At 53.8% G+C, this 15,944-nt stretch carries 13 protein-coding genes; 5 read left to right on the forward strand and 8 right to left on the reverse strand.

The genetic code is table 11. The features are described 5' to 3' along the window. Nucleotides 1-78 precede the first annotated feature (78 nt). The 5 genes from mglB to ACT9TW_RS20840 all read right to left on the reverse strand — a co-directional run bounded on the left by mglB (nucleotide 79) and on the right by ACT9TW_RS20840 (nucleotide 5,647). Complete coding sequence (mglB, locus tag ACT9TW_RS20820) at nucleotides 79-1,077, reverse strand: galactose/glucose ABC transporter substrate-binding protein MglB (protein ID WP_446493577.1); 999 nt, start codon at nucleotides 1,075-1,077, stop codon at nucleotides 79-81. Nucleotides 1,078-1,371: 294 nt separating this feature from the next. Further along, nucleotides 1,372-2,394 (reverse strand): HTH-type transcriptional regulator GalS, encoded by a 1,023-nt coding sequence (galS, locus tag ACT9TW_RS20825; protein ID WP_446493578.1) that lies wholly within the window; start codon nucleotides 2,392-2,394, stop codon nucleotides 1,372-1,374. A 155-nt stretch (nucleotides 2,395-2,549) separates the two neighbouring features. After that, complete coding sequence (yeiB, locus tag ACT9TW_RS20830) at nucleotides 2,550-3,707, reverse strand: DUF418 domain-containing protein YeiB (protein ID WP_446493579.1); 1,158 nt, start codon at nucleotides 3,705-3,707, stop codon at nucleotides 2,550-2,552. Nucleotides 3,708-3,725: 18 nt separating this feature from the next. After that, a complete protein-coding gene (folE, locus tag ACT9TW_RS20835) occupies nucleotides 3,726-4,394 on the reverse strand; it encodes a GTP cyclohydrolase I FolE (protein WP_014071031.1) in 669 nt (222 codons plus the stop codon). A gap of 104 nt (nucleotides 4,395-4,498) precedes the next feature. Continuing rightward, complete coding sequence (locus ACT9TW_RS20840; protein WP_446493580.1) at nucleotides 4,499-5,647, reverse strand: YbfB/YjiJ family MFS transporter; 1,149 nt, start codon at nucleotides 5,645-5,647, stop codon at nucleotides 4,499-4,501. Nucleotides 5,648-5,784: 137 nt separating this feature from the next. On the opposite strand from ACT9TW_RS20840, the gene fghA reads away from it, so the two are divergent. Then, nucleotides 5,785-6,621: an S-formylglutathione hydrolase gene (fghA, locus tag ACT9TW_RS20845; protein ID WP_446493581.1), complete on the forward strand. Its 837-nt coding sequence runs from the start codon at nucleotides 5,785-5,787 to the stop codon at nucleotides 6,619-6,621. 111 nt (nucleotides 6,622-6,732) lie between these two features. Continuing rightward, nucleotides 6,733-7,890 (forward strand): DDE-type integrase/transposase/recombinase, encoded by a 1,158-nt coding sequence (locus ACT9TW_RS20850; protein WP_315685889.1) that lies wholly within the window; start codon nucleotides 6,733-6,735, stop codon nucleotides 7,888-7,890. A 131-nt stretch (nucleotides 7,891-8,021) separates the two neighbouring features. On the opposite strand, the gene cirA is transcribed toward ACT9TW_RS20850, so the two are convergent. From cirA to yieE, 3 genes are all read right to left on the reverse strand, one after another. Continuing rightward, nucleotides 8,022-9,992, reverse strand: a complete 1,971-nt coding sequence (gene cirA / locus ACT9TW_RS20855) for a catecholate siderophore receptor CirA (protein ID WP_446493582.1) — start codon at nucleotides 9,990-9,992, stop codon at nucleotides 8,022-8,024. 225 nt (nucleotides 9,993-10,217) lie between these two features. Next, the gene (locus ACT9TW_RS20860; protein WP_182061762.1) at nucleotides 10,218-11,687 is read right to left on the reverse strand and encodes an amino acid permease; all 1,470 of its coding nucleotides are present in this window, start codon (nucleotides 11,685-11,687) and stop codon (nucleotides 10,218-10,220) included. A gap of 183 nt (nucleotides 11,688-11,870) precedes the next feature. Continuing rightward, on the reverse strand, nucleotides 11,871-12,737 hold the full coding sequence (yieE, locus tag ACT9TW_RS20865; RefSeq protein ID WP_182061763.1) for a DNA-binding transcriptional regulator YeiE: 867 nt from the start codon (nucleotides 12,735-12,737) through the stop codon (nucleotides 11,871-11,873). A gap of 98 nt (nucleotides 12,738-12,835) precedes the next feature. Here yieE and ACT9TW_RS20870 point away from each other — a divergent pair, with 98 nt between their 5' ends. The 3 genes from ACT9TW_RS20870 (at nucleotide 12,836) to ACT9TW_RS20880 (ending at nucleotide 15,901) form a co-directional block, all read left to right on the forward strand. Further along, nucleotides 12,836-13,882, forward strand: coding sequence for a YeiH family protein (locus ACT9TW_RS20870; RefSeq protein ID WP_315686199.1), 1,047 nt, complete (start codon nucleotides 12,836-12,838; stop codon nucleotides 13,880-13,882). A gap of 64 nt (nucleotides 13,883-13,946) precedes the next feature. Further along, on the forward strand, nucleotides 13,947-14,804 hold the full coding sequence (gene nfo / locus ACT9TW_RS20875) for a deoxyribonuclease IV (RefSeq protein ID WP_315686202.1): 858 nt from the start codon (nucleotides 13,947-13,949) through the stop codon (nucleotides 14,802-14,804). A gap of 2 nt (nucleotides 14,805-14,806) precedes the next feature. Then, nucleotides 14,807-15,901 (forward strand): sugar kinase, encoded by a 1,095-nt coding sequence (locus tag ACT9TW_RS20880; RefSeq protein WP_446493583.1) that lies wholly within the window; start codon nucleotides 14,807-14,809, stop codon nucleotides 15,899-15,901. The last annotated feature ends 43 nt before the right edge of the window (nucleotides 15,902-15,944 follow it).

A 15,944-nucleotide genomic window follows, 5' to 3' on the forward strand; every position in this document is an offset into this window, starting at 1 on the left:
ATTATACCTTGTTGGCCTCGCATATCGCGTTATAAAAGGGCGCAACGAATTGCGCCCAGTGGAGACAGTACTAATGACTTATTTACCGATAAACTCAGCCAGGTTGGACTGGTCTACGCCCACGTATGGAACGCGAACGATTTTGTTTTCAATCTTCCAGTTGGTGCCATCAGCTGCACCTTTACCTTCGGCCAGGTTTTTCGCCAGATCGAAGCTGGCTTTCGCCTGGTTGTTGGCATCGTTCAGAACGGTACCGGCCATTGCGCCAGATTTAACCAGCGCCAGTGCTTCTGGCAGAGCATCCACACCGAACACAGGAATGGAAGATTTGTTGTGTGCTTTAAGCGCTTCTACTGCACCCATTGCCATCGCATCGTTGTTGGCGATAACCACTTCGATTTTGTTAGCATTCGGGCCAGACAGCCACGCGTCCATCTTATCTTTCGCCTGAGCGGTATCCCACATTGCGGTATCTAACGCCAGCTGCTGAGTTTTCAGGCCTTTGTCGTTCAGTTCTTTGATAACGTAAGTGGTACGTGCTTCAGCATCCGGGTGGCCTGGTTCGCCTTTCAGCAGAACGAACTGGATCTGACCATCTTTGTTCAGGTCCCAGTTAGGGTTTGCCGCCCAGTGTTTAGCAATCAGATCGCCCTGGATAATACCGGACTCTTTAGAGTCAGTACCCACGTAAAACGCTTTGTCATAGCTGTCCAGCGCTTTACGAGAAGGTTCTTTGTTGAAGAAAACGATTGGCACATTCTGGCCACGCGCTTTCTCGATAACTGTGCCTGCCGCAGCTGGGTCAACCAGGTTGATTGCCAGTGCTTTCACGCCTTTCGCCAGCAGTACGTCGATCTGATCATTCTGCTTGGACTGGTCGTTCTGGGAGTCATTCATCAGCAGCTGAACGTCTGGCGCTGCTTTAGCATCTTTCTCGATAGCTTTACGAACAACAGACATGAAGTTGTCGTCGTATTTATAGATTGTCACACCAATACGGGTATCCGCAGCGTGCGCTGTTGCACCAAAAAGCATACTTGCCATAACAGCAGACAGAGTCAACACCTTCTTATTCATGGTATCTCCGGTTTTTTTATGCAGGGTAGTTCTTGTGAATAACGGTCGGCGGGCAGGTGTTAAAAAAACGTTACTGACAGCCGAAGTTCACTTATAAAATTTCTATCTTCCGTGTTCGGTAACGCTCCAGAAATGCGTTTTATTGGTTGTTTGCGGCACTTTGGCTATAGTGAAAGTGATTAATCACCGTTACATAGCGTTTCAGCTCCTAAAACGCTGACATCATAGTAAGCGCCTTGTTAAGATACTGTGAATTTACTCACAGATTGAAAACGGTTACATCGACCTACGTAATCAGTTAGTGATCGGAACCACAGTTTGCCGAATAGATACCGAATGGCGACGCACTAAAGTCGGCATGAAACAGTGTGTTGCTCCCGGATCCAACTGCCCTGCCGCGCCTTGTAACGCCAACTCAGTCGCCAGTTTTGCCATTGAAGCAATCGGATATCGCACCGTGGTCAGCTGCGGATCGGTGTAACGCGCAATCGGGATATCATCAAAACCAATCAGCGACAAATGCTGTGGCACCGCAATTCCGTTGTCTTTCAGCGCTGTAAGTGCACCCGCGGCCATGTTATCGTTGTAGGTAAAGACAGCAGAAAGGTGAAGATTGCGCCCCAGCAGTTCGACCATCGCCGCTTCCCCACCCTGCATATCCGGCGAGCCCGTGCCCACCCAGCTTTCCAGAGGCGTAATGCCGTGCTCTTTTAGCGCCCTCTGCCACCCTTCGCGGCGCATAGCATCGTCTTCAATATGATGGCTGGACGCCAGAAAGCCGATGCGCTGATGGCCATTGTTAATCAGCATCCGCGTGGCCATCATGGCACCGCTGACGTTATCCAGCCCGACACAACGGTGGGCGTAACCCGGCACAATTCGGTTGATCAGCACCATGCCAGGGATTTGTTCCATAAACCCTGCCAGCTCCTCGTTACTCAAGGCCTTTGAGTGAACAATCAATGCGTTACATCGCTGGCGAATCAGAACCTCAATCGCATGGCGCTCTTTTTCAGCTTCATGATAGCTATTGCCAATCAGCACATACTTCTGGTGCTGCTGGGCGACAACATCGACCGCTTTGACCAGTGCGCCAAAGAATGAGTCCGATACATCCATCACCACCACACCAATGGTGTCACTTACCTGGGTGGCTAACGCCTGGGCATTGGCATTCGGCCTGTATCCCAGTTGCGTGACGGCTTTCATCACGGCTTCACGGGTTTCAGGGCTGACTAGCGCGCTGTTGTTCAGCACGCGCGAGACAGTAGCAACAGAAACGCCCGCCTGGCGGGCGACGTCACGAATGGTGATCATATTCACCATCCTTAATAGGATTGCAGCAACTCACAGACACCCCCTGTGTTAAGCAAGGTGGCTATTTTGGCAGCGAGAGAAAGGGGACTACGTGAAGAAGCTCACACAGATGAAAACGTTTACATCCGTTTTGTTAATGATTGTGATCCAGATCGTTATCTGGATGTATTACTCAATGATACACCCGAAGCATGTGCGGTTAATTGCCGCCATAGCCATTCCAGCGGTCCCTGGCGGAAATAACGCAGCCAGATAACCGAAAACGCCACATTGATGACCCAGACCGGAATAACAAACGCCAGCAGTTCGAGTCGGTCGAATTTCATAAACAGACCAAAACGATAGAAAAGCGTGGTGCAAATCAACGTTTGCAGTAAGTAATTGCTCAGTGCCATTCGCCCGACACAGGCAACGGCACTGACTAACCAGAAGCGACACAGCTGCGGCCAGAAGCCATAAATCAGCGCCGCATAGCCAATGGTCTGGAACGGTGCGCCAAGCTCGCGTGGCACCTGAAGCAGGAAGGCACACCAGCGGTAATTCCAGTCAAGATGCCACTGCATCACGATTGCCGGAACATTAATCAGCACACCAACCGCAACCAGCCCGGCCCCGACACAACGATAATGGCGAAGGCTGAATTCGCCTTTCAGCCAGCCCGTTCGCATCAGCGAGGCGCCCATCAGCATCATTCCCGCCAGCTGCCAGCCATACTGCGCCCCCAGCGCCAGAAGATTGTCACCGAGCATATCTGCACGGTTGCTTATTGCTTCCACGCCACCTTTCAGCTTCCAGAACTGTTCATACTGGAGGTTCGCCGCATCCGGGATCCACGAACGGTTGGTAGCGTCACCTGAAATCATCCCCAGCAGTATCAGCACACCGATGCCCATGAGATACAGCATAACGCCGGTGTTAAAGAGGCTTTTCACACTGTGCGCATCGCGGATCAGTCGCCAGCAGATTAAACCGACTAATCCATAAGCCAGCAGAATATCGCCGTCCCAGAAAAGCAGGCCGTGGATAAAACCAAGAATCACTAACAGAGTCAGACGAGACTGTATCCAGCGCGTACCGCGCTTTAACAGCAACTGAAGCCCGGCACCAAACAACAGCGCGAAGAGGGTGAGGAATTTAACCTGGGCGAAAAGATCGAGAAAGGCCCATGTCCAGGCATCGCTACGGGTGATGTCACCGTACCACGCCGGGTTGAGATAAGCGGCCTTTGGCAAACCAAAGGCGCTGATATTAAGCAGCAGGATACCGAGAATGGCGACGCCGCGAACAAAATCGAGCGTGACATTTCGCTCCATGTACCCTGCCCTGCCTGATTAGTTGTGGTGACGTACCGCGCGCAGGAACTCCTGGCGAGTGTTCTGGCTGGATTTAAACAGGCCGCCCAGAGACGTAGTGGTGGTCGCACTGGTCGCATCACGAACGCCGCGCGCTTTCACACAATAGTGAACCGCATCAATAGACACCGCCACGTTATTGGTTCCCAGCAATGTTTGCAGCGCAGTCAGGATCTGTTGCGTCAGACGTTCCTGTACCTGCGGGCGCTGCGCAAAGAAGCGCACGATACGGTTGATTTTCGACAGACCAATAACCGTATCTTTCGGAATGTAAGCCACGGTGGCTTTACCGTCGATAGTGACGAAGTGATGCTCGCAGGTGCTGGTCAGCGTAATGTCGCGAACCGTTACCATCTCATCAACCTTCATCTTATTTTCGATAACGGTGATTTTCGGGAAGTTAGCGTAGTCCAGGCCTGAGAAAATCTCATCGACATACATTTTCGCGATGCGGTGAGGGGTTTCCATCAGGCTGTCATCGCTCAGATCGAGATTCAGCAGTTGCATAATCTCGGTCATATGGCCGGAAATCAGACGTTTACGTGTTTCATTGTCCATCTCCTGAACGGGTGGACGCAGAGGCGTTTCAAGGCCGCGCGCAAGCAGGGCTTCATGAACCAGGGCAGCTTCTTTACTGAGTGATGACATTTATTTTCTCCCGCAGGTGTGGCTGTCTTCTGCCCTCGTTGTGGCAAAAGTGTGCGCTCATTGTGCGTGAGGCGGCGCACATAATCCAGTATTCACGACGATAATTATTGCAATTGCTGTTGCCTTTCGGCCTTGCGGTTCCAGACTAGCGCACCGCCGATAAACAGTGCAATACCCGCAAGCCCTAACGCAGGCTCCAGCTGATGCAAAAACCAGGTAGATAATGCCGAGGTCACGGGGCCAACGAGTTGTCCAACAGCATAGCCCGTGGTGAGCAACCCTGCCATATAGCGCGTATGCTGAGGCGCCAGTTCCCGGCCATACAACAGAGAAAGCTGAACAGCGCACAGGAACCCACCGCCTACCAGTAATCCGCCCAGCAAAAAGCCCATGATGCCCGGCACAAGCCAGGCAGCCAGCACGCCGAAACCCTGCAACCACAGCACAATGGCCAGCCTGCGATTAGAGGATGAGAAGTGACGTAACACAATGCTGAGCGCAATCCCCACCACGGACGCCGCGCCAAAGAGCGGCCAGACAAACTGCGCAAACAGGCTGCCCGGGAAACGCGCGACCGCCATTTGCGATAAAAATGTCGCCGGAAGGATATACCCGAAGCCCGCCAGACTATAGCTCCACACCAGACGCCGCAGATTGGTGGTCAGGACCAGCGGTTCAGGTGCCGTCTCAGGACGGTGAAGCTGGCCGCCACGGGGAAGATAGCGCGCGACCAGCGTCACCAGGGTAAGCGCCAGAACGCCATAAATCTGCCATGCGGCCCCTGCCGGGATCGCCCTGCTCTGAATATAGACCGCCAGCAAGCCGCTAAGGGCGATACCCGCACCCGGTCCGGCAAACACCGCCGCGCTCAGTCCCGGTTTCCCCAGATGTCCCAGCCGCTCGTTGGTCCACGCCGCAATCAGCACCATTGACCAGCCGCTCATACAGCCGATGGCAAAGCGCAGCACGCCGTGAGCTACGGCATTATCCGCAACCGCTGAGAGCAACGTCAGTGCAACCGCACCGGTGATCCCGGCCCAGAGTCGCGCTTCCACGAAACGATGCGCTCGCATGGCATCCCAGGCCCCCGCCAGATAGCCGAGGTAGTTCATCGCCGCCACCAGCCCGGCGCTCGTCAACGTAAGTTGTCCGTCCGCAATCATCAGCGGTACCTGCGGGGTGAAGGCGAAGCGCCCAATTCCCATCGCAACGACCAGAACGACAAATCCGCTGAGCGCAATCCGCAGCGCCATGACCACTCCAGTTGTTAAAAATAAGTTAATTTATGATGCAGTATCTTGCTGCTAAGCGGAAGTGAAAGTTACTCACAGGTAAATGAAAACTCTGTATTATGGGTCTAATGAATACCACTTCGTATAAGGATCCTTGCATGGAACTGCTCGAAGAGCACCGTTGTTTTGAAGGTCGACAGCAGCGCTGGCGGCACGACTCCACCGTACTGAACTGCGCCATGACGTTCAGCATTTTCCTACCGCCGACTGAACAGGGAGCGAAACCACCCGTTCTGTTCTGGCTGTCTGGCCTAACCTGTAACGACGAAAACTTCGCCACCAAAGCGGGTGCACAGCGCATTGCCGCTGAACTGGGCATTGCCCTGGTGATGCCGGACACCAGCCCGCGCGGTGATGATGTAGCCGATGACGCCGGATACGACTTAGGCAAAGGCGCAGGGTTTTATCTGAACGCCACCGAGCAACCGTGGGCCAGCCATTACCGCATGTATGATTATGTCCGTGATGAGCTACCGGCATTGATTCAGGCGGAATTTGCGCTAAGCGAGCGTTGCGCTATCAGCGGTCATTCGATGGGCGGGCACGGCGCGCTGATCATGGCGCTGAAAAATCCCGGTAAGTTCACCAGCGTTTCGGCATTTGCGCCCATTGTGAACCCAACGCACGTACCGTGGGGGCAGAAAGCCTTTACGCAGTATCTGGGGAATGATGCCGAAAAATGGCAGGCATGGGATAGCTGCGCGCTGCTACTGGCAAGCAATGCTGAAGATGCGATCCCGACGCTTATCGATCAGGGGGATGCCGATCAGTTCCTGGCCGGACAGCTACAACCTGCGGTGTTTGCTGAAGCAGCACGCCAGAAAGACTGGCCACTGACGCTGCGTATTCAGCCGGGGTACGATCACAGCTATTACTTTATTGCGTCCTTTATTGAGGATCATCTCCGCTTTCATGCGGAGCATTTGTTCGGGTAAGTGCGGCCTTTCATGCCCGGTGGCGCTTCGGTATGAACCGGAAACATGGGTAACACTTTAGACCGGATACATGGGTAACAGTTATAACTGGCATAGAAGAGGAGACTCGCTATGCCCTGGACTGAGACCCAACCTATGCAACGCCTTGATTTTATCCGTGCCTGCCATGCAGGTACGGCCTCCTTCTCCGCTCTTTGCCGTCTTTTTGGTATCAGCCGTAAAACCGGCTACAAATGGCTTGAACGTTTTGACCCTTCTGACCTGTCATCCCTCTCTGACCAGTCGCGCGCTCCGCATTCCCACTCCCGGACAGTTCCTGATGATATCGTCGGGCATCTGACTGCCCTGCGTCAGAAACACCCTGACTGGGGGCCGAAAAAACTGCGGATGTGGTTGCTCAATCACCATGTCGATTTTGCCGTACCTGCCGCCAGTACTATCGGCGATATCCTCAAGCGTGAAGGGCTGGTTCCGGATAAAAAGAGAAAACGCAGAACACCGGGTAATCGCCAGCCGCTGACCACCATCAGTGAGAACAATCAGGTCTGGAGTGCTGATTTTAAAGGCAAATTCAGGTTGCTGAGCGGGGAGTACTGCCATCCCTTCACTCTGACCGACAATCACAGCCGGTATCTGCTGTGCTGCCGGGGAACACACCGGGAGAGTGAGCCCTTTGTCAGAGCGTGCCTGACTGATGCATTCCTGGAATATGGTCTGCCGGAAGTGCTCAGAACCGATAACGGTCAACCTTTCGCGGGAACAGGCATAGCCGGATTAAGCCGTCTTGCAGTCTGGCTAATCAAGCTGGGCATCAGGCCGGAACGTATCAGAAAGGGACACCCGGAAGAGAATGGCCGCCATGAACGAATGCACCGCTCCCTGAAAAGTGCGGTGAAATATGGCAACACCTTCATGACGATGGAAGAACAACAGCGGTGGTTCAGTGACTACCGGGAAGAGTTTAACCACGAGAGGCCGCATGAAGCCCTGGCAGGTGCAACGCCCGGAACGGTGTGGCAACCCTCGGGCCGACACTGGGATGGCAGAGTGCCTGAATATGTTTATCCGACAGGGGGCATGGTCTACAGGGTGAAATCGAGGGGAACACTGTATATGGGAAAAAAGGGGACCGTGTTCCTGAGTGAAGCACTGACTGGTGAGTACATAATGCTGAAAGAACAAGATGATGGCCTGGAAGCCATCATCTTTAATGGAATAACACTTGCGTACTACGACAGTAAAACCCAGAGTGTGCTCCGGATAGACTAAAAGTGTTACCTATGTTCCCGGTCTGATCTGTCACCTATGTATCCGGTCATACACTTCGCTTACCGGGCCTACGAGTTTGTGCTGTTTTGTAGGCCGGGTAAGGCGCAGCCGCCACCCGGCACATTACCGCATCAGAACTTATAATCCACGCCCACAAAGTAACGGCGGCCATCTTCCGTGTAGCTGTAATCGTCACGGCTCAGGTCTTTATCCAGCAGGTTCTGCACGCCGGCACGCAGCTTCACGCTTTTCGTTGCCTGCCATGCCGCGCCGGTGTTCCAGATAACATAACCACCCGGCGTCGCTTCTCCCGACGTCAGCGCACGCTTCTCACCGGTGTAGTTCCCCTGAACATAGAACGACCAGTCCTGCGTTGCCTTCCAGTCGACGGTACCATTGGCGGTATGGAACGGCAGTTCGGACAACGGTTTGTTACCACCGTTGCTGATATCACGGCCATCGTTATAGGTGTAGTTCAGCGTCACTTTCCAGTCTTCTGCAACCGGGAACTTCAGCTCAGTTTCTACCCCACGGATACGGGCCTTATTGACGTTGTAATATCGGAAAATAGGTTCGCCATCGGCGTTCAGCCCGACATAGTTCGGGTAGCTCTGAGCCTGGTTTACGTTAGCGGTACGGCTGATGCTGATCCGGTCATCCACGTCGTTCTGGAACGTGGTAATGCTGGCCTGCACACCTTCTAACCAGCCCTCTTCCCCGCTGTAGTACAGCCCAAGTTCGACGCTTTCGCTGGTTTCCGGTTTCAGATCCGGGTTACCCACAATTTCGCAGGCGCCGCGACACGAACCGGTCACCCAGTCCGGGCTAAGTTGCAGCAGCGATGGCGCTTTAAATGCGGTTGCCCACCCCCCTTTCACCGTGACGGTATCGGTCGCGTTATAGACCAGATAGGCACGCGGGCTCCAGTGATCGCCGTAAGTTTCATGGTCATCCATACGGATGCCGGTGGTCAGCGCCAGCGGTTCAAAGATCCGCCATTCGTCTTCCAGGAAGAGTGCATACTGGCTCGCAGATGTCGCACTGCTGGAGCTGCCCGTCAGGTTAACCGGGTCTTTAAGCTTGTCGTGACGCCACTCCCCGCCGAAGGTCAGAAGCTGGTTAATCTCAGACAGCGGCAACACGTATTTACCGTCAACAGAATTGCTTTCGGACGTAATAGTGCCGGTGTTCCCCGGGTTCTTGTTATCAACTTTCTCACCGTAGAATTTGAGCTCACTATTGCCCATCCCCCAGCGACCATTGTGGCTCAGGGAGTAGTTTTGGCGCTCCAGACGGTTCTGGTCCAGCGAATCGGAGTCACGATCCTGGCGATCGAAACCATAGCCCGCGGTAAAGTCATGATCTTCATTTGGCGTCCAGGCGAATTCAACGTTGGCATCGCGGCTGGTGAAGCCCTCAATACGCGGCGTTTCCCCAGTGGCAGACGTGGAAGATTGTTGTTGGTCGTCTTTTTCGCGCTTAGACAGGCTACCGTAGGCTTTCAGCCCCAGAACGCCGTCCACCAGCGGACCGCTGGTATAGAATTGGCCGTTATAGGTGTCGCCACGATCGCGGTGTTCCTGAATGGTGGAATCTGCACTCAGGGTCCCCGTCCATTTCTGGCCGATTTTTTTGGTGATGATGTTCACCACCCCGCCCAGGGCATCAGAGCCGTACAGCGAAGACATTGGTCCGCGCACCACTTCGATACGCTCGATGGCGTCTACCGGGACCCAGTTCAGGTCAAAATCGTTGTGACGGAAAACCGCATTGCGGGAGTTCACACGTTTTCCGTCGACCAGGATCAGCGTATAGCTGCTGTCCAGGCCACGGATGCTGACTCCTTTGCGGTTATCCCCTTCGTTGGTGAGCTGTACACCCGGCACGTCCTGTAACACATCTTTCAGGTTCTGGACGGGTTTACGCTGCAAATCTTCCTGAGTAATGACGCTGATACTGGCCGGTGCATCTTTCAGGTTTTGCTCGGTAGCGGCGGCCGTCACCACCATAGTGTCGCCGGATTCGGCTGCGATGACAGGCAGTGCCAGGGACATTGCGGACGCACAAAGTCCTCCCCGGACGAAGGGATTCAACCTAAACATTCCATATCTCCATGAGGTAAATACAATTAAAACAAATAATTATTGCTCGCAATGCCTTGCTGCCCGCCCGCATCTCCGGCTGGTCGGGTTGCTGCTTATTTTTCCGTAACGATAAAGCAAACGATAGCTATTATCAATTTAATTGTTAAGAAATATATCTGTTCTTCATAATGTGGAGATAAAAAAACCCGCTCAGTTGAGCGGGTTAAAAGAGAGGAAGTGCGATTATTTTTTAAATCGTTCCGGGAAATCCATTTCGCTGTAGCGAACGAATTGGGTTCCTTTCGTCAGTTTGTAACCAAACCAGATGACCAGGAACAGCGGGATACCAATGTACGTGGCCGTTACTGCGCCCCAGTCAATGGTGTCCGCAAGGAAGGCTTCATAGTTCTGACCAAGCGTAATAATCAGGCACAGAATGAAGGCGAAAATCGGCCCCAGTGGGAAGAAACCTGAACGGTACGGCAGGTTGTTAAGGTCATGCCCCTGCATCACATAACCGCGACGGAAGCGGTAATGGCTGATAGCAATCCCCAGCCAGGCGATGAAGCCCGTCATACCGGACGTGTTAAGCAGCCACAGGTAGACCGTCTGGTTGCCGAACATCGAGGTCAGGAAGCACAGACCCGCAATCACAGTGGTGGCATACAGCGCGTTACGCGGCACGCCGCCACGGGACAATTTGGCGAAGATGCGTGGCGCTTTACCATCGCACGCCAGGGTGTAGAGCATACGGGTTGAGGCGTACATACCTGAGTTACCCGCAGACAGCACCGCGGTCAGGATAACGGCGTTCATTACCGCAGCCGCAGAGAGCAGGCCCGCGTGCTGGAAGACCAGCGTAAACGGACTCACGCTGATGTCTTTCACATCATTACGCAGCAGGCTCGGATCGGTATAAGGAATGATCAGGCTGATAATCAGGATGGCGAACACATAGAACAGCAGGATACGCCAGAACACCTGACGCACCGCGCGCGGAATGTTCTTCTCTGGATCTTCTGATTCCCCTGCGGCGATACCGATAAGCTCTGTCCCCTGGAAGGAGAAGCCAACAATCATCGCCACGCCAATCATTGCTGAAAACCCGCCAGCAAACGGCGCATCGCCAATCGTCCAGTTGCTCCAGCCCACAGGTTCAGCACCTTTGAAAATACCGACGATCATTGCCACACCGACAACGATAAAGATAATGACGGTCGCCACTTTGATCAGAGAGAACCAGTATTCTGCTTCACCAAAACCGCGAACGGAGATGTAGTTCAGCAGGAAAATTACGCACAGGAAAAGTGCGCTCCAGATCCAGCCCGGCGTATCCGGGAACCACCAGTTCATGACCAGCTGTGCGGCCACCAGGTCCACGGCGATAGTCACCGCCCAGTTGTACCAGTAGTTCCAGCCCAGCGCGAAGCCAAAGCCTTCTTCAACGTATTTTTGACCGTAGGTTGAAAACGAACCCGACACTGGCATGTATGCCGCCAGTTCACCCAGACTGGTCATCAGGAAGTACACCATCAGGCCAATCAGGATATAAGAAAAGAGTGCCCCACCCGGGCCTGCCGCGGAAATCGTTGCGCCAGAGGCAACGAAAAGACCTGTACCGATAGAACCGCCGATGGCGATCATCGTCAGGTGGCGCGCCTTAAGTTCGCGACGTAGCGCGGGCGCTTCTGTGGTTTTAATTTCTGAAACCATGTGAAAATGCTGTCCATTTAATAAATGAGGCGCGATTGTAACAGACGATAAGCGTTCCTTCTGGCAGAAATGCCCAGTTATAAGAGAGCTTCATGACTCGGCCTGGATTATAAGTAACGTAGAAAAAGGCAGGACAAAAAGAGGCCCTTCCCCGGCCCGCGAAGCGCCACCGGGGAGAGAAATTCAGATTTCGCAGTAACGCAGAAAACGCTGGAGCGAGCTGGAAAGGTGCTTTTGACGATGGTGAATGCACCACAGCGTTCTCACCAGTTTAGGCAACGGCACCGGAATTTCGACCAGGGTGCCGGATTCAAGCTGTTCTGCAATCACTCGCCGGGAGAGGCAGCTGATCCCTAATCCGTGGCGCACCGCGTGCTTGATGGCTTCGGAATTCCCAAGCTCCATCCCCAACTGAAACTGCGGCAGGTGGGATAACAACAGATAATCAACTATTTCGCGTGTCCCGGAACCGTGTTCACGTAAGATCCACTGCGCCTGGGCCAGACGCTCCAGGGTTACCTCTCCTTCTAATAAAGGAGAGGCAGGAGATGCAAACACCACCAGCTCATCTTCCAGCCAGGGTTCAGCAATCACATCCACGTTATGACAAGGTCCTTCGATAAGACCAATGTCCACACGGAAATCGATCACCGCATTAATGACGTCCTGGCTGTTTCCCACACTCATCTCCAGCGGCAAAGTGGGGAAATCACGGCGATAGCGGGCAATCACTTCCGGGAGAATGTAGTTACCAATGGTACTGCTGGCGAAAACGCGGATCGCGCCGTTGTCTTCGCGGAACAGCTGCTCGATTTCTGTCGCCTGCTCCAGCAATGCCAGCGCGCGCGGGTAAAGCAGACGACCATGTTCGTTCACCACCAGGCGCTTCCCTACCCTGTCGAAGAGCTGAACGCCGAGCTGCCCTTCAAGATCGGTCAACGCCGCACTGACCGCAGACTGAGACAAAGCCAGCATCTGCGAAGCCTGGGTTGTTGACCCGCTTTTCAGCACTTCGGCAAAAACTTCCAGCTGACGCAATGTAATGTGCATGGTTGCTTACCACTTATAAAGATTAATTATAAATATATAATCAATTTTATTTTTAAGCCAGACCGCCGTAACCTTTTAGCCAGATAAAGGAGAAGGTTATGACAGAACTCACCCTACAGAATCATCGTACAGTGTGGCACTTCGTGCCCGGCCTTGCGCTCAGTGCCGTTATCACGGGCGTGGCATTATGGGGCGGCAGCATTCCGGCGGTTGCTGGCGCAGGTTTCAGCGCATTAACGCTGGCTATTTTGCTTGGCATGGTCGTCGGGAATACCGTCTATCCACATATCTGGAAATCCTGCGACGGCGGCGTTATCTTCGCCAAGCAACACCTGTTGCGTCTGGGGATCATCCTGTATGGCTTCCGCCTGACCTTTTCGCAGATTGCAGATGTCGGTGTCAGCGGTATCGCCATCGATGTACTCACGCTGACCAGTACCTTTTTACTGGCCTGCTTTATTGGGCAGAAAGTCTTCGGGCTGGATAAACAAACCAGCTGGCTTATCGGGGCAGGCAGCAGTATTTGCGGCGCCGCAGCCGTGCTGGCAACCGAGCCGGTGATTAAGGCTGAATCCAGCAAAGTGACTGTGGCCGTGGCGACCGTTGTTATCTTCGGTACGCTGGCGATATTCCTCTATCCGGCCATGTATCCGCTGGTCGCGCACTGGTTTACACCTGAAACCTATGGCATCTACATTGGTTCAACAATGCATGAGGTTGCACAGGTGGTGGCCGCCGGTCACGCCATTAATCCGGATGCAGAGAACGCGGCGGTGATTGCCAAAATGCTGCGCGTGATGATGCTGGCACCGTTCCTGATTATCCTGGCGGCGCGTGTTAAACAGCTGGCTCCGGCAGGCAGTAGCCAGCAAAGCAAAATCACTATTCCGTGGTTCGCCATTCTGTTTATTGTGGTGGCAGTGTTTAACTCCTTCCATCTGCTGCCTAAAGCCGTGGTTGATATGCTGGTTACGCTGGATACGGTTTTACTGGCGATGGCGATGGCGGCGCTGGGTGTCACCACGCACGTCAGCGCGCTGAAAAAAGCCGGTGCTAAGCCGCTGCTGATGGCGCTGGTGCTCTTTATCTGGCTGATTGTGGGCGGCGGCGCAATTAATCTGGTCGTTCACAGTTTGATGGCATAAACCACCTCGTCCTTCTCCTGTTAACCCGCTATCATAAGCATTTCGGGTTAACAGGAGTTCTTGTATGAAATATGTTGGAGCGCACGTAAGCGCTGCCGGTGGCCTTGCGAATGCCGCCATTCGTGCTGCTGAAATCGACGCGACCGCTTTCGCTCTGTTCACCAAGAACCAGCGCCAGTGGCGCGCCGCCCCGCTCACCAGTGACGTGATTGATGATTTCAAAGCCGCCTGTGAGAAATATCACTTCGGGCCGGGCCAGATCCTTCCCCACGACAGTTACCTGATTAACCTTGGCCATCCGGTTGAAGAGGCGCTGGAGAAATCCCGTGAAGCCTTCCTCGATGAAGTGCAACGCTGTGAACAGCTCGGCCTGACGCTGCTGAACTTCCACCCGGGCAGCCACCTGACGCAAATAGATGAAGATGCCTGCCTGGCGCGTATTGCGGAATCCATCAACATTACGCTGGATAAAACCAAAGGCGTGACGGCGGTTATCGAAAATACTGCCGGTCAGGGCAGTAACCTCGGATTTAAGTTCGAGCATCTGGCGGCCATCATCGACGGCGTGGAAGACAAGACCCGCGTCGGTGTGTGTATTGATACCTGCCACGCCTTCGCCGCCGGGTACGATCTGCGCACCCTCGAAGAGACCAAAAAGACCTTCGACGAATTCGAGCGCATTGTCGGCTTTAAATACCTGCGCGGGATGCACCTAAACGATGCCAAAAGCACCTTTGGCAGCCGCGTTGACCGACATCACAGTCTGGGTGAAGGCAATATCGGTCATGATGCTTTCCGCTTTATCATGCAGGACGCCCGGTTTGATGGTATCCCGATGGTGCTGGAAACCATTAACCCGGATATCTGGGCAGAAGAGATAGCCTGGCTGAAAGCACAGCAGACTGATAAGGCGGTTGCGTAATAATGAACGACAGAGAGAAGCAGATACTCAAAATCCTGCGTCGTAATCCTCTTATCCAGCAAAACGAGATCGCCGATATTTTGCAGATCAGCCGTTCACGTGTGGCGGCACACATCATGGATTTAATGCGCAAAGGGATGATCAAAGGGAAAGGCTACATCCTGACCGAGCAAGAGTACTGTGTGGTGGTCGGCGCGATTAACATGGATATTCGCGGCGTGGCGGATATCCATTATCCGCAGGCTGCATCAAACCCCGGGAACATTCAATGTTCGGCGGGCGGCGTGGGCCGCAACATTGCGCATAACCTGGCCCTGCTGGGGCGCGATGTGCATTTGATCTCCGCCGTAGGCAGCGATTTTTACGGCGAAACCCTCCTGGAGCAGACTCGTCTGGCAGGGGTAAATATCTCAAGCTGTATCCGTCTGCATGGGCATAATACCTCCACCTATCTTTCCATTGCCAACCAGCAGGAAGAGACGGTTCTGGCAATTAACGATACCCACATTCTGGAAAAACTGACCCCGCAACTGCTGAACGGCTCCAGGGATCTTATCCGCCACGCCGGAGTCGTGCTGGCTGACTGCAACCTGACGGCTGAAGCTATCGAGTGGGTATTTACCATTGCGGACGATATCCCGGTCTTTATTGATACCGTTTCTGAATTCAAAGCAGCAAAAATCAAGACCTGGTATTCGCGGATCCACACCCTGAAACCGACGCAAAAAGAGCTGGAGATCCTGTGGGGCCAGCCAATTCACTCCGATGCCGACCGCATAAAAGCGGTGAATGCACTCCATCAGCAGGGTGTTGAGCACATTTATGTGTGCCTGAAAGATGAGTCGGTCTTTTGCAGCAAGAAGAATGGCGAACAGTTTCTGCTTACGCCCCCAGCTCACACGGTAGTGGACAGCTTTGGCGCCGATGATGGCTTTATGGCCGGGCTTATCTACAGTTTTCTGGAAGGGAGCGATTTTCGCGACAGCGCGCACTTCGCCATGGCCTGCGCCGCGTTATCGCGCGCCAGCGTCAGCATTAACAACCCGACACTTTCCGCGGATAACGCACTTTATCTGCTGCAAACCGCCCAGGCGTAATGCCCGGGCAGTTTCGTTACAAAACAATAAAGAACCCTGCAAT

Source organism: Enterobacter sp. C4G1, assembly GCF_052886895.1.

Excerpts from the sequence above, each read along its gene's own strand:
- mglB (WP_446493577.1), bottom strand. The coding sequence starts at position 1,077 with ATGAATAAGAAGGTGTTGACTCTGTCTGCTGTTATGGCAAGTATGCTT.
- galS (WP_446493578.1), bottom strand. The coding sequence starts at position 2,394 with ATGATCACCATTCGTGACGTCGCCCGCCAGGCGGGCGTTTCTGTTGCT.
- yeiB (WP_446493579.1), bottom strand. The coding sequence starts at position 3,707 with ATGGAGCGAAATGTCACGCTCGATTTTGTTCGCGGCGTCGCCATTCTC.
- folE (WP_014071031.1), bottom strand. The coding sequence starts at position 4,394 with ATGTCATCACTCAGTAAAGAAGCTGCCCTGGTTCATGAAGCCCTGCTT.
- ACT9TW_RS20840 (WP_446493580.1), bottom strand. The coding sequence starts at position 5,647 with ATGGCGCTGCGGATTGCGCTCAGCGGATTTGTCGTTCTGGTCGTTGCG.
- fghA (WP_446493581.1), top strand. The coding sequence starts at position 5,785 with ATGGAACTGCTCGAAGAGCACCGTTGTTTTGAAGGTCGACAGCAGCGC.
- ACT9TW_RS20850 (WP_315685889.1), top strand. The coding sequence starts at position 6,733 with ATGCCCTGGACTGAGACCCAACCTATGCAACGCCTTGATTTTATCCGT.
- cirA (WP_446493582.1), bottom strand. The coding sequence starts at position 9,992 with ATGTTTAGGTTGAATCCCTTCGTCCGGGGAGGACTTTGTGCGTCCGCA.
- ACT9TW_RS20860 (WP_182061762.1), bottom strand. The coding sequence starts at position 11,687 with ATGGTTTCAGAAATTAAAACCACAGAAGCGCCCGCGCTACGTCGCGAA.
- yieE (WP_182061763.1), bottom strand. The coding sequence starts at position 12,737 with ATGCACATTACATTGCGTCAGCTGGAAGTTTTTGCCGAAGTGCTGAAA.
- ACT9TW_RS20870 (WP_315686199.1), top strand. The coding sequence starts at position 12,836 with ATGACAGAACTCACCCTACAGAATCATCGTACAGTGTGGCACTTCGTG.
- nfo (WP_315686202.1), top strand. The coding sequence starts at position 13,947 with ATGAAATATGTTGGAGCGCACGTAAGCGCTGCCGGTGGCCTTGCGAAT.
- ACT9TW_RS20880 (WP_446493583.1), top strand. The coding sequence starts at position 14,807 with ATGAACGACAGAGAGAAGCAGATACTCAAAATCCTGCGTCGTAATCCT.